This window comes from Sphingobacterium sp. UBA7038 (genome assembly GCF_002494055.1).
Lineage (GTDB): Bacteria > Bacteroidota > Bacteroidia > Sphingobacteriales > Sphingobacteriaceae > Sphingobacterium > Sphingobacterium multivorum.
This window is the reverse complement of sequence record NZ_DLAV01000039.1, coordinates 1-14,467: the sequence shown is the minus strand read 5'-3', so window position 1 is coordinate 14,467 and position 14,467 is coordinate 1. Positions and strand designations below refer to the sequence as shown.

The following is a 14,467-nucleotide window of genomic DNA, read 5'->3' as shown; positions in this document are numbered from 1 at the left end:
TTTCTTAAATAATAAAAAAAAATGAGAGAACACTACGCGATGATATAGCCGCCACCGAAATAGCTATCCGCAGAGATAGCACTTTCGGTGAGGTTGAGTACCACTTGATCACTAAAATTCTTACTGTTCACCACTTGAATACGATGTGGTATATTTAACAATGAAGCTTCTAGTCGGAATGCTTCCGACAGCTGTTTCGGATTATATGAGGTATAATCCTTCGAACTAATTTCGACTTAGTCAATTCTGAACGATTTTATTATATCGCTAAATCTCATCCTTCTCAATCCATTTGGGAACCAGTGGCGCTTCATACTGTTGCATCTTCTCGATCAGCTCCTCAATCGTATCAGCCACCAATAACATCGCTCGATTTTCCTGCTTAAGAAGGCCCTCTTCGACCATGTGATCAATAAATTGAATGAGATGATTGTAAAATCCATTGATGTTTAACAAACCAACTGGCTTTTTATGTAAACCCAATTGAGCCCATGTAATCATTTCAAAAAGTTCTTCCAAGGTACCAAAACCACCCGGCAGCGCAATAACTCCTTCGGCATAATCACTCATAATCCGTTTACGATCGTGCATGGTATCTACAGTAATCAGTTTTGTTACCCCCCTATGCTCTCTTTCTTTCGAATTTAAAAAATCAGGAATGACACCTATTACCTCACCTCCCTGTGCAAGAGCTCCATTCGCAACAGCTCCCATTAGGCCAACCCTTCCACCACCATAAACCAAACGAATACCGTATTCAGCCAAAACCTTTCCCACATAGGAGGCTTGCTCTTCATACACGGCCGAATTCCCTAAACTGGAAGCACAAAAAATAACAATACTATTAACTTTCTTCATATACAAGTATAGTTAAAAATAAACGGATCAGCTCTTTTTAATAAAAAAACAAACTCACTATCAATAATATACAAAAAAATACACGCATTATTTTCGCGCATAAATATAAATGTAAAAAAAACACTTAAAATAAATAACACATTTAATATCTTTGATTTACCGGTCTTTTTATACATAACGGCTAACCAGACAAGCTCATCAGATCTTGTTAATAACAAATGATAATTTCAGTCCATATGATCTTCAAAAACAAATTTTTGCACAGTGCTCTCTTAAGCTTATTTAGTCTGGCGCTATCTGCCCAAACAACTTCTCAATTGAATTATTTCGATTTAAGAGAAGTGAGGTTGTTACCTGGGATTTTTAAACATGCTGAAAATCTTGACATCAATTATTTATTGGAAATAGACCCGGACAGATTGCTGGCTCCCTTTTTACGCGAAGCCAATTTACCGCTAAAAAAAGACTCCTATACCAATTGGGAAAATACAGGATTAGATGGCCATATCGGAGGGCATTATCTATCTGCTCTCGCACATATGTATGCCGCTACAGGAGACCTTCGTATTAAGGAACGCCTAGATTATATGCTCAGCAACTTGAGACGTTGTCAGGAAGCAAATGGAAACGGCTACATAGGCGGAGTACCTGGGGGTAAAATTATTTGGACAGAGATTCAGCAAGGTAGAATCAACGCCGGTAGCTTTAACCTGAATGGAAAATGGGTGCCGCTATATAATATACACAAAACCTATGCTGGCCTGCGAGACGCCTACTTGTTGACAGGCAATGAATCTGCAAAAGACATGCTGATTCAAATGACTGATTGGGCGCTTAAGTTGGTCGCTCAACTTTCAGATGCTCAAATACAGGAAATGTTACGAAGTGAACATGGCGGACTGAACGAAACTTTTGCTGATGTTGCTGCAATTACCCAAGATCAGACTTATCTCGAGTTGGCTCGTAAATTCAGTCATCAATCCATACTTGAGCCTTTATTAGCGCATGAAGATCATTTAACAGGATTGCATGCAAATACACAAATTCCAAAAGTTCTCGGTTTTAAACGCATCGCTGACCTTTCTCACAACGAAAAATGGGCGGAGGCTGTTCGCTACTTTTGGGACAATGTCGTTGAGCAGCGCTCGATTGCTATTGGAGGAAATAGTGTAAGTGAACATTTTAACCCAACGGAAGATTTTTCAAAAATGCTCTATAGCATTGAGGGACCAGAAACTTGCAATACCTACAATATGTTACGGCTCACAAAAATGCTCTATCAGACCGATCCGCAAGGGAAATACCTCGATTTTTATGAACGTGCTCTTTACAACCATATCTTATCGACACAACACCCCGAACATGGTGGATTAGTCTATTTCACGCAAATTCGTCCGGGGCATTATCGTGTTTATTCTCAAGCGCAGACAAGTATGTGGTGCTGCGTCGGATCAGGGATGGAAAATCACGCCAAATATGGTGAAATGATCTACGCATACCGCAACAATGACCTATTTGTCAATCTATTTATTCCTTCACGCCTGGACTGGAAGGAGAAAAATATGGAAGTTATTCAAGAAACGAACTTCCCGACAGAAGCCAAAACAAGCATACGAATGAACCCTAAAAAACCGACGTCATTCAGCTTGTTTATTCGTAAACCCAGCTGGCTCACCACAGCTCCCCATGTGTTGATCAATCGAAAGCCTTACCGCAATTTCAGTTCCACAAATGAGCATATCCAGATCAAACGTACATGGCGAAAGGGCGATATCGTCAGCCTTCAATTACCCATGGGGATACATACTGAGCAGTTGCCTGATAAAAGCAATTATTATAGTATTTTATATGGACCTCTTGTTTTGGGAGCCCGAACTGGACAGGAAGATCTTTTGGGACTTCGAGCCGACGACAGCCGAATGGGGCACATTGCTTCTGGAAAACAAATCCCTTTACGTGATCTCCCGATTCTTCAAGCAGAACCGAACAATATTCCGGCACTTGTAAAACCAATAGCGTCAAAGCCCTTACACTTTACACTCTCAAATCTCTATTTGGGAAAAAAAGATATTCAAATGGAACTAGAACCCTTTTTCGGTATTCATGATTCCCGTTATATGATCTATTGGCCTCAAGCAACGCAGAAAGAATTACTGGCATTACAGGACAAAATGCGCCGCGATGAAGTGGAAAGCTTAGCGCTAGCGGCCAAAACGGTCGATAAAGTAGTCGCTGGGGAGCAACAACCAGAATCAGATCACTTTTTTCGCGAGCAAAATAGCAATGCTGGGGCATTCGGTGATACACGCTGGCGCGATACAAAAGGCTGGTTCAGTTATGTGATGAAAATAACGCCAGAGACCCAACTGGTCGCGATCAAATTGCTGGCAGACAACTCATCCAGGGTAACTGAGGTAATGATCGATGGTAAAACCATCAGTATATTGGAAGACAAGGATGAGAGATCCACCATGAAAACAATACATATACAGCTTCCCATGGAGAGTGCAGGTAAAACCAAAATAGAACTGAAAATTAAGGCCGGGGCAGGATTTACAAGTCACAAGATCCTAGAAATAAGAACTCTTCGTCCTGACTAATGGATCTGGGAGATAGCTTCCATTAGTCAGGCGTGATTCACTTAGCCTAGATAATTCAGTTCATCAAAAGTGATTCAGTTCGTCAGAAGAGCGCTTAATTTATTTTCCGATTAAAACAACGGCGCCTTCAGGTTGCAACGTCAATTTGATGGACTTTGTTTTAGAAAGTCGAATCTGCTTCTGTTTTGACTCCCGGGCAATGTTATCGTCGATTAGCTGTACCGCATCTGTACTCAACATGGGCAAATTCACCGATACAGTTTTTTCTTTGCCCTCGGCATTTATCCCCGCTATATACCATGTATCATTCTTTCTCCGGGCAAGTATGACATATTTACCTGGATAACCATCAATAAAAACAGTCTCATCCCAGGTAGTTGGTACCTGCTTCATAAAATTAATCACATGGGTTGGCATTTCCTGTAAATTATTGGGTGTCAATCCAAAATTTTGTACCGGAGTCTGAAATAAAATCGCCGTTGCCAATTGAAATGTTTCTGTCGTTTTGCGGATAGTACCGCCGCTATTCTCGCGGTTATGACGTTTGTTCAGCAAAACCGGGCCAAAATCCATTGCCGCCACGGCATTCCGAATAAAGGGATGTAAAGTCGCATTAAAAGCCTCCGTATCATTTGCATGTTGTGTGAAAATCAAATTTTCAGAGGCTAATACGGCTTCACTGCCCACGAAATTCGGATACATGCGCTCCCAACCACGCGGTAAAGTACATCCATGAAATATAACGGTTAATCCATAATCATTTGCATCCGAAAGAATATCTTCGTAAAGCTTCAGTGTTTCTTGTTTATCGCCTCCAAAAAAGTCGACTTTGATTCCTTTAATGCCCACATGCTGCATCCATTGCATCTCGGCTTTACGTGCAATCGAAGTATTCATTTTATTTTTTGGCGTCTGAGGTGCGTCGTTCCAGAATCCGTTCGAATTGTACCACAGACAAATACCTACGCCCCGCTCCTTCCCATAAGCCACCAATTGTTCAATTTTCTCATGGCCGATCTTTGTATCCCACCAATTGTCGATCAATACAAATTCATACCCCATTGAAGCCGAAAGGTCAATGAACTTCTTCTGGTCTTCAAAATTAATACTGCCGTCCTGCCATTCCAACCAGCTCCATGTCGCCCGTCCGAATTCGTATTTCTTCGATGCCGGATACTGCGGTTCAACAACATCAAACGGAATGGTCGTTTCCACAATGGGTTTTAGGTTGCTTCCGACAGTCAGTGTGCGCCAAGGTGTATAACCGGGTAATGAAATTGTGGGAGCTGCACGTCCAATGCCATTGTTCTCCCCTTCCTCCGGAAAAGAAATGCTATAAAGGCCATCCTTCGTGCCTTCGCTTAACTTGGATGCGCAATATGCACTTGATACACCCGTTTCCGAAACAAGTACCCATCCCCGATCTCCAACATGAAAGAGCGCAGGAAAAGTATAGCCAACACCATACTTCGAAGGTACGCCTAGCGCCTGATCTGCCTGATACTCCTCTTCGTAACTTGGTTTTGTTTTCATCCAGCCTATCATGGGGGAAGCTTGGGCTGTTAAAAATGTTGTTGTAACGAGGGGAAATTTAAAGCCGCTATTCTCCTTTATCAATGCAAAGTTGGCCGGCTCGCCCACCTGAGGCACATAATATCGGAACGCTATATTGTTGTTGCTAACACGGAAAGTAACCTCGATCTGCTGCTTTGAAGTATTCTCCAACACATAACGCAATTCATTCGCTTTATACTGTACCTGACTGCGTTTGATTTTTGGCTCGATATAATTGGTCAAAATTTCACCTCTTTTTTCTGCTATAGGACGCAAATTATCGCTTAAATTTATCGTCTTGCTTTGAAGCCCAAGCGGTGAAGCTTCCAACATTGTCTTTCCTTCCAGTTCAACCTGATAAAATAGATGACCGTTTTTCAGATCCAATTTAACGGTCAAAGTTCCGTCCGGACTCGATACCGATGTCTGCTGTGCTGCGGCAATTGTCCCCAACAAAGATAGCATACATACCAAAGCATAACGTTTTACTGGTAAACGTTTAAAATAGCGCGTATAATTGTGATTTAACATAGATTAACTCAAATAATCGGTTAGTTATTCTGTTAAAGATAAGGTTTTATTTTAATAAATGTACAAAAAACACTTATTACAGAATACGTATTTTATCAGGTTGCAATCGACTGCGTCAAATAGGAATCGTCGTCTAATCTGGGAAGGCGCAAACGCAGCTTTTCTTGTCCTATGAGAAGATATACCAAACAAAAATTCCTTATAATTGTAAAGAAATAGTGACATTTATTTTACGATCTTAAAACGTATTAAACTATGAATCTAATTATGAACATGATAGCACTTGCCAGCATAGCAACTGCTACCTTGGCTCCATCATCTGCCAAATCAGGGTCATTGCTCGAGCAAAAGGACCAAAACATTACGCTGATAGAAAAAAAACAGGCTTTAAAACACGATTATGTTGGAACCGACTCGCTATTGCAATATTTTAACCAAACAACTGCGGAGCTTGAAAAGCAGGTTGCGGGTTTAAGCGAAGCGCAGCTCCAATTTAAGCCAGCGCCCGACAAATGGTCGATCAGTCAATGCCTTGAGCATATTATTCGTTCAGAACGAATGATATTTGACATGGCAAAAAAGGGCCTGGATCAAGATCCACAACCTGAAAGGAGAAAAGAGATCAAGATGACCGACGACAATCTAAAAAATGCACTCACAGACAGAAGTCACAAATATCAGGCACCCAAGGAACTCCAACCAGAGGGAATTTATAAAAATGTGAACACCGCTTTGACTGATTTCAATGCCGCTCGCCAACCCGTGCTTGATTACATCAAAAAAGCTGATGCGGAAGATCTCAGAAATCATGTCAGCGATTCCCCAACTGGTCCAATTGATGGTTATCAAGCCCTGATGTTTATTGCTGCGCATTCTGCACGTCATACCAAACAGATCGCTGAAATAAAAGCCGATCCCAATTTTCCAAAACAATAGAAAGATGAAGAAATTAACTTATCAAATTAAGATCCATGCGCCTGTGCCGCGGGTTTTTAAAACAATGCTTGACAAAGAAACCTATAAACAATGGACCAGTGCATTCAATCCAAGTTCAGATTTCGAAGGCATCTGGGACAAGGGGCAAAAAATTCATTTTACCGGCGTCGATGAAAATGGTGAAAAAGGCGGAATGGTAGCAGAAATCGCCGAATACATTCCAAATTCATATGTGTCTATTCGGCATCTTGGTATCCTAGACAATGGCCAAGAAATTTTATCCGGACCAGCTGTCGAAGATTGGGCTGGAGCATTAGAAAATTATTCTTTTTCGGACATCGAAGGACAAACATTATTGAAAGTAGATGTTGATACAAACGACGAATACATCGATTACTTTAATGAGGCTTGGCCAAATGCTTTGCAACGGCTAAAGGATATTAGCGAAAAGGAATAGGTGAAATACCCTGCATATTGAAGAGCTTTGCGAAATCAATGCGCAAGTCAGAAGCTTGTTGGCAAAAGTAAAAACGGCACCTAGATCTGGATGCCGTTTTTTTATCTTGCCGAGGCTTTTTTTCGTTCGTTTACTTTTGTTTTTTGACCCGAATGTCAAATATATTGTAATACCGTAGCGTGCTATAGTCCTTCAGGCTCATAAAGTCATAGGTAAGTGGATAATTAAAGATATTTTCCGTCTGACTCACATAAAGGAGCATATCGCGGAGTGCTATTCCAATAGCCTTGGCTCCTTTCGGATACTGAATAAAACTGTTCTTGCCGCCGCCCCGATAGTAGATCAGCAGATTGCTGCAATCGAGGACTTTGGTATCTACATCATCCAGTGTTTTATTTTCCAGTATTTTGTCTATTGCCGTATTGAGGCCTGCCCGTGTTGAATCAGTTTCACCCATCAGAATCATATGGGTACCATAAGTCACCGAAGCAAGCACATAGGGAGAGTAACCTGCTTGGGTCAATACAGCTACCTCCGATTCCGGATAAGCATCAAAATACTCTGTGTGGTCAATATAAATTGTAAGCTTATTGACTTTGCCTATACGAAGCGTGCTGTTTTGCTTACTGATCGTCGTTGAGTCGGCATGTTTTACAAGGGATAATGCCTTTTTTACATCCTTCGAATTACCGAGAAATCCCTGTATTTCGGCGTAATCTCCAAAACTGCTCGAAGTAAAGTTCATACTACTTGCCTGTTTCGACTTTTCAAACTTATTGGCATAAGCAAGACCATTTTTATAGCTGGGCTCAAAGAATCCCATATCTACGGAGAAGTCATTGTAAGACAAGAAATGGAATTTTACTTTTTTCGCTTTTGCTTCCAGGCTTTCTAGCCGTGGGCCTTCAAGGGTGTCTTTGAGACTCCAAAGTCCGCCCAGGAACACCTTTTCATCAATATTATCATCAGAGAAAAGCTCGCTCATCTGAAATTGTACTTTCCGAATTTCGTACTTATCAGGCGGAACAGTGGGCTCATTCTTGGTGGTATCTGAAGGTGCCACCTCTGGGGGCTCTACGTTTGGCTCGATGGGATCTTTTGTGCAACTTAGCCATATTAGTGCGCTAAGAAGAAGTAAAAAATTTCTAGTGTGCATATTGAAGTTCTTCAGTTCCAAATTCGGTTATCATTAAAAAAGGTTAGCTACACTTTTTTATCTGATAAATTAAATATAATAATCTAAGATAATGTTTTTTTACATCAGTCCAACACGTACCATCCCGTTATAGCATATTTTTACAATTCAAATCAAAACGCTTCAACCTCGTTAAACGAAAAACAAGGTAATAACTTACGCGATAAGACTACCAGTAGTTGATCACAAATCATCAAAGCATACCCTTCCTAGCGTATTATAAGCGAAAAAGCGGGTTAAAAACTGAATTTTCTGCACAGCAAAAAGACTTAACAGTCTAACCATTTAGGGCGAAAAAAAAGCGGGGTTTTCACCCCGCTTAAATTAATCGTTTGTAACAGCGCGAAAACGCCGAAACCTATCTGCCGGTTGAAACCAACAGGGATCGACTGCATTAAACACCCCAAAATGCCCTGCATGCTTTAAAGAAAGATCCACAACCACCATTTGTATAGGTGTCTGAAGTATGTGTACCGACCAGTTGCGCCGTGTCATAATCATAAAAACTCAACACAAAAATACAGTGTGTCAATTTTCCTTCGCTTTCTTTGACCTCTTCGGTGACTTTCACGAGTGTATTCGTGTTAGGAAGACGGTAAGTCGTTGTCTTAGCATTGACATTTTCTTTCGATGCCTTTTCCGTTGTCTTTGCAGAAGCGGCTGTAGATAGCAGTGCAACAGCCATCAAACTCATCATTAATTTTTTCATTGTTTCTATCTTTTTATTAAACCATAACATGCTTTTGAAGCAAGTCTTTATTTTATGGAAGTAAAAATAAAAACACCATTAATTAATTTTACGGTTATTTATTATCTGTTGCAGTTCGTTCAATATTCGTGGTTTTTAGTCTATTATTCGCAATACAGCTAGGCTTATGGTATAGGTGAATGAAACTATTTAAATCTATGAGCTCTAAAATAGGTTCGTGCTAAACAATGAGTCAGCATACCATGGAGCAAGCATACAATCAAAAAGGTCGGGCTGGGGCATTATTGCTCATAAGACTAATCAGAGTAAAGTTCAAGGAATGATCAGCGAGGAATCTAGTACCGCCAAGGTATCCTGTCCTGACTACATCAACTATACTTCAACAATACTGGAACTATACTGGAAGTGGTAATCCAGCATCTATATATACCGTTATTTTACGTTTGTTCTTGACCTATTTTCTTAGGCAGCGGCTGCGTAAACCGTCCTATAGCTGTGCTATATTTATGAAATTTTTTCAGACGAGTTTAAGTTCTCAAAAATAGAAAAGTTAATGAACGTCTACATCGCTTGTTCTCGTATTTCCCATCAAAAGATCAAACTGTGCTCAATTGCCCCTATGATCTGAGTGACAATATTTTTGTTCATAAAAAAAGGAGACAACTATTGACTAGTGTCTCCTTAAGTGCCGGTCAGCATACTTTTTTCACATGATTTTGAGCAAGATTTGAAGAATTTGTTGGAGGCATTAAGCTGAAGATTTCTTTATTATTTGCTTCCTTATTTAATGTAAAACTTAGTATATTTTAAACCTTAATACTCGTAATTCCAATGGATATTCCGTAGGGGAATCGAACCCTACCTGCATCAATCTATTTATCAGTAATTTACAAACCTTTCATTCACCTGCTCACCGAATAACTCACTGGTTTGATATACGTTTTAGCTGCAAGTGCTATAAGTTAAATTTATATAAAATATTTGTTAATTCCCAAATTGGTATTTAGAACAATAAACCGTAAATATAGTTAATTAAAAAGGTTGGTTTGATGGAACTTCAAAATTTTAACATGTAAAATACTCATACCATGGGCATCTTCTAGTTTATATAGATTTGGCTTCATACTTTATCGTTTCTGAGATTTATTGTTAATAATTGTGTTCTATAAATTTCACTAGCTGCATTACAGAGAAGTCTATCTTCATTATGTATTCATCTTCTCCGGCATAATCCCTTAATAATCTATCAGAGAATCCCCAACCTCCATTTTCTTTTGCTTTTTTTAATACTTGGCTTAAAGGATAAAAAGTATATCTATATTTACCTTTGTTTGATTTTGATGACGGTAAACATTCTTTTGTATCACAAATAATCCAATATCCTTTATCCTGTCCGAACTTAACAGCAGAGTAAACAGAATTTGTGAAACTAGCAATATATTCTGCTTTAGATTTCCGTGAGATACTTCTAATCAATATTGGTTTTGTTTTAGGAAGAAAATTTTTCAGTACAATTTCCCATACATCATAATAAGCTTTGAATTTTTCAGAACGATCAGTTAAGATCCAGTTTCCAATAAATATTCTAGTGTCATATGTAGGTGGGATTCCTTTATCAATAATGTCTATTAAATTTTGAGCTATTTCCTCCTTTTTTGACTTACTCAATCGGTAATAATCTTTCATACTTTTTTCTATCGTTTTTTGAGAGCATTCAGGGCAAAAGTTGGTTAAAACTCAATCAGTCTAGCCCCGGTTTAGATAATTTGTTAATATCATATTCTGTTTTCGATACATCTGTCACATTATACTCAATCTTGTAACCATAAGTACCTTGACTATCAAATAACCTTTTAAACATAAGACCAGATTGCCGAGTAAATTTATTGCCGTCTTTTTTAACAAAATATGTTATACCATTTCCATCTTGCTCACCGAAATTAATGCTTTGAGATTCAACACTTTTAAGTATGTTAAAAAAAGATCTTATATGTTTATCAATGTTTCGGTATTCTTTTTCAGCGATATGTTTATATTTTGGATCAATATAAAAAATGTCTAACTTTTTATCATAAAGCGTTCCTTTATAAAAAATTAAAGTAATTTGATCAAAATTTACACCTTCATATTTAATAGCTTCTCTAATACCATCTAAAAAGACATCAGATTTATAAGTTTTTTTTACTGAGAAATCTACTAAATCAGATTCCATGAACGATGTTACATCATATTTACTTGAATTTAAAGGGATTTTATAAAAGCTCTCAACAACACGGGTATTTTGTCCGTAAACAGATGTTTTAAATAATAAAAGAAGGACGGTAATAATAGTAAATTGCAAGTATTTCATGAAAATGATTGTAATTTTTTTACTCATAAAATCGTTTTTTGAGATTAGTGATTTTTTTAAAAATTAAATATTTGCTAAACTTTTTGGTAAACTCGGGATTAACATTTTTTTTGGAATCGTGATGATAATATTTAAAAATAATTGACCTCATCAATATCCTGCCAAAGTCTTTTTAGTTCAAGCAATATTTCACTAGCTGTTATAAGTTCTTTATCCAAATCCCGAGTCGTATAACGCTTACTATCATATCTTGAGTATTGTATTCTATTTGAACTGCTTTTAGTTAATTGCCATCTATGATCTGAGCAATAAATACAAGTTTCATTGTTTTCAATTGTCACATCAAGCCAAACACCATGTATAAAACTGTTTCTTAATCTTTGTAACGGTTTTAGTTTTGAAACAATTTCCGAAATTCTTTCCTCTTCATAATGTCGAAAAGATGAAAGCTTTTTTATTAGCTCCAAATTGACGTGAAGTGAATTTTCTTTGATTAGAAAATGATTAATCAATTCATCATCGGAATTTATAAGTTTCTCAATAATATGAGTAATTAGACTTTCAATTTCTGAAAATCGAACGCTAAGTAGGCCAATTCTTGTATAAAAAGGTGTATTAATTTCGCTTAGCTCTTGTAATTCGTATTTAAATGGACTCATTGCTGTTAAGAAGATAATTAACTAATTTTTCACATTGTTTATTGAAATTTATGTTACTTTTTTAATATCCAAGGTCGGTTCTTTAATTCATCTTTGTTCCAAGGATTAGGTTTACCAGCATTTTTTTTAGAGCCTTCCTCTTACTATTAAAAAGATTAGGATAGATCGCTTGCTGTTCTTCTGAGAGGCAATATTCGCTATTTATTGATATTAGATAATTAAGATTCGAGCCGAGTTTGCGATATACTATTTCGACGAATTATTCGGAAGTTTTATTTCACATAGATTCTTATTTTTTTTGCTCTAATTTTGATTTCAACACATATGATAATAGATTAACATTACAATGAAAACAATCGAAAACGAGTTCGTAAAATGCGTAATTATTGGCTCTGGTCCAGCAGAATATAAAGCAGCAATTTATGCCGCTCGCGCAGATCTTTCTCCTGTTATGTTTACTGGGATGACTCCGGGAGGACATCTGACTCAAACTACTGAAGTTGATAATTTCCCTGGATATCCTCAAGGAGTAACTGGACCAATTCTGATGGAAGATCTCAGAATGCAAGCAGAAAGGTTTGGCACAGATATACGATTTGGATATGTAACTAAAGTTGACTTTTCAAAAACAGACGGCAATCATATATTGGAAATCGACGGATAAAAGAAAATTATTGCACAAACAGTAATAATTGCAACAAACGCAACAGCTAAATGGTTAGGTTTAGAATCGGAAGAAAAATATAATGGATTCGGTGTATCTGCCTGCGCTATATGTGACGGTTTCTTTTTCAAAGGACAAGATGTTGCAATAGTCGGGGCTGGAGATACTGCCGCGGAAGAAGCTACTTATTTTTCAAAGATTTATAATAAAGTTCACATGTTGGTTAGAAAAGATGAATTTAAAGCATAAAAAGCAATGTTCGCTAGAGTGATGGCCACATCAAATATTGAAGTACATTTGAATACGGAAGTTCAAGAAATACTTGGCGATGGAAGAGCAGTCAATGCTGTACTTGTTAAGAATAATATTAGCCACGAAAAAGAGACTGTAAAATAGACTGTGTCAAGGATAATAAATAGAAGTATTATTTTTGACATAGTATTATGAATATTAAAGAAAGCGATTTTGATTTTGAGTCCATGAAGGATAAAGCCCTGAAACAGTTAGGGAGCGGAGAATCACTTTATGGCAATAACGGAGCTTTTGCTCCATTAATGAAAAAGTTTTTAGAAGCAGCGTTAGAAGCAGAGATGGAGAGCCACATGGACGCGGCTCAGCGCTCCAGTGGTAATCGGCGTAATGGCAAGTCCATTAAGCAGATCCGAACTTCGGAGGGTACGATCGATATTGAAACACCCCGTGACCGTCAATCCAACTTCGAGCCCCAGCTCGTTAAGAAACGTGAGACTATCTTAGCTGAGAGCCTTGAGAAGAAGATTTTGGGTATGTATGGGCTCGGTATGAGTTTGCGTGATATTTCGAATCACATCAAGGAAATGTACGATACGGACATCAGCCACAGTACGCTTTCTTCCATTACCGATAAGATCATTCCTGAGGTCAAGGAATGGCAATCAAGAAGCCTGGATTCTCTTTATACGATCGTGTGGATGGATGCCATGCATTACAAGGTTAAAGAAGACCATCGTTTTGTTTCTCGAGCAGTATACAATATCCTTGGCGTTGATCGAAAAGGGCACAAGCATTTACTGGGGATGTATGTTTCGGAAAATGAGGGTGCTAACTTTTGGCTGAGCGTACTGACCGATTTACAGAACCGGGGTGTGGAGGATATCTTAATCGCCTGTATCGATAATCTAAAAGGCTTTTCTGAAGCGATACAGAGTGTTTTTCCCGACACTGAAGTACAGACCTGTGTCGTGCACCAGATCCGTAATAGCTTAAAGTATGTGACCAGTAAGGACCAAAAGGAATTTATGAACGACCTAAAACCAGTTTACCGAGCCGATACATTGGATCTTGCCGGACTGCGGATGGATGAACTTCAGGATAAATGGGGTGAAAAGTATCCGGTGGTCATCGACTCGTGGCGGCGTAACTGGGATCGTCTGACCATCTATTTCCGATACGATAAATCCATCCGAAAATTGATCTACACCACCAATACGATCGAAGGATTCCATCGCCAGGTCCGTAAGGTCACTAAAACCAAAGGTGCGTTCACTTCAGACTTGGCGTTATTGAAATTGGTTTATTTAGCACATAAAAACATTAAGAAAAAATGGACGATGCCACTGGCCAATTGGGGAACTACGGCACAGAAATTAGCAATTTGATTTTCGGGAAGAATGGTGTTAGATTTGCAATAAGCAAAGTGGCTGAATTACCTTCTCGCGAGGAGGTAATTCAGCCAATGACACAGTTTATTTTACACTCCCACGAAATATACTATTCCCATATCTGGAATCTTTATTGCTATTGGTGTAAACCTTTCTTTCTCTTGACATAACTCTGTTAAGTTGTTAAATTCTCTTACCTTAATGTTCACTCCAGTCTAACAATTTTACTTCCTCAGAAATATACCATCTGTTAATTCCACAATTTTTAAAAATGTCACCTTTTAATATATCTCATCATATGTGTCCTAAATAAA

General features: G+C 38.3%; 11 protein-coding genes and 1 pseudogene. 5 read left to right on the top strand and 7 right to left on the bottom strand.

Annotated features, from left to right (window positions below):
• Window positions 1-267: 267 nt before the first annotated feature.
• The gene (locus B3H30_RS21720; RefSeq protein WP_070570493.1) at window positions 268-858 is read right to left on the bottom strand and encodes a TIGR00730 family Rossman fold protein; all 591 of its coding nucleotides are present in this window, start codon (window positions 856-858) and stop codon (window positions 268-270) included.
• A gap of 236 nt (window positions 859-1,094) precedes the next feature.
• On the opposite strand from B3H30_RS21720, the gene B3H30_RS21715 reads away from it, so the two are divergent.
• Window positions 1,095-3,458: a glycoside hydrolase family 127 protein gene (locus B3H30_RS21715; RefSeq protein ID WP_070570489.1), complete on the top strand. Its 2,364-nt coding sequence runs from the start codon at window positions 1,095-1,097 to the stop codon at window positions 3,456-3,458.
• A gap of 99 nt (window positions 3,459-3,557) precedes the next feature.
• Here B3H30_RS21715 and B3H30_RS21710 read toward each other — a convergent pair whose 3' ends face one another.
• Complete coding sequence (locus B3H30_RS21710) at window positions 3,558-5,543, bottom strand: glycoside hydrolase family 97 protein (protein ID WP_083296137.1); 1,986 nt, start codon at window positions 5,541-5,543, stop codon at window positions 3,558-3,560.
• A 255-nt stretch (window positions 5,544-5,798) separates the two neighbouring features.
• Here B3H30_RS21710 and B3H30_RS21705 point away from each other — a divergent pair, with 255 nt between their 5' ends.
• Window positions 5,799-6,479 carry a DinB family protein gene (locus B3H30_RS21705; RefSeq protein ID WP_083296136.1) on the top strand — a complete coding sequence of 227 codons (681 nt, stop codon included), beginning with the start codon at window positions 5,799-5,801 and terminating at the stop codon, window positions 6,477-6,479.
• A 4-nt stretch (window positions 6,480-6,483) separates the two neighbouring features.
• Window positions 6,484-6,936 carry an SRPBCC family protein gene (locus tag B3H30_RS21700; protein WP_070570483.1) on the top strand — a complete coding sequence of 151 codons (453 nt, stop codon included), beginning with the start codon at window positions 6,484-6,486 and terminating at the stop codon, window positions 6,934-6,936.
• Window positions 6,937-7,066: 130 nt separating this feature from the next.
• On the opposite strand, the gene B3H30_RS21695 is transcribed toward B3H30_RS21700, so the two are convergent.
• The 5 genes from B3H30_RS21695 to B3H30_RS21675 all read right to left on the bottom strand — a co-directional run bounded on the left by B3H30_RS21695 (window position 7,067) and on the right by B3H30_RS21675 (window position 11,849).
• A complete protein-coding gene (locus tag B3H30_RS21695; RefSeq protein ID WP_070570481.1) occupies window positions 7,067-8,092 on the bottom strand; it encodes a hypothetical protein in 1,026 nt (341 codons plus the stop codon).
• A 433-nt stretch (window positions 8,093-8,525) separates the two neighbouring features.
• On the bottom strand, window positions 8,526-8,840 hold the full coding sequence (locus tag B3H30_RS21690; RefSeq protein WP_139145108.1) for a hypothetical protein: 315 nt from the start codon (window positions 8,838-8,840) through the stop codon (window positions 8,526-8,528).
• 1,149 nt (window positions 8,841-9,989) lie between these two features.
• Window positions 9,990-10,526 (bottom strand): hypothetical protein, encoded by a 537-nt coding sequence (locus B3H30_RS21685; RefSeq protein WP_286768313.1) that lies wholly within the window; start codon window positions 10,524-10,526, stop codon window positions 9,990-9,992.
• 55 nt (window positions 10,527-10,581) lie between these two features.
• Window positions 10,582-11,217, bottom strand: a complete 636-nt coding sequence (locus B3H30_RS21680; protein ID WP_286768314.1) for a hypothetical protein — start codon at window positions 11,215-11,217, stop codon at window positions 10,582-10,584.
• A 104-nt stretch (window positions 11,218-11,321) separates the two neighbouring features.
• A complete protein-coding gene (locus B3H30_RS21675) occupies window positions 11,322-11,849 on the bottom strand; it encodes a hypothetical protein (RefSeq protein ID WP_286768315.1) in 528 nt (175 codons plus the stop codon).
• Between the two features lie 346 nt (window positions 11,850-12,195).
• On the opposite strand from B3H30_RS21675, the pseudogene B3H30_RS21670 reads away from it, so the two are divergent.
• Together B3H30_RS21670 and B3H30_RS21665 are read left to right on the top strand one after the other, a co-directional pair.
• Window positions 12,196-12,903 (top strand): annotated as a pseudogene (locus B3H30_RS21670) (NAD(P)/FAD-dependent oxidoreductase); the annotation flags it as partial.
• 53 nt (window positions 12,904-12,956) lie between these two features.
• Window positions 12,957-14,150: an IS256 family transposase gene (locus tag B3H30_RS21665; protein WP_286768322.1), complete on the top strand. Its 1,194-nt coding sequence runs from the start codon at window positions 12,957-12,959 to the stop codon at window positions 14,148-14,150.
• Window positions 14,151-14,467: the final 317 nt, after the last annotated feature.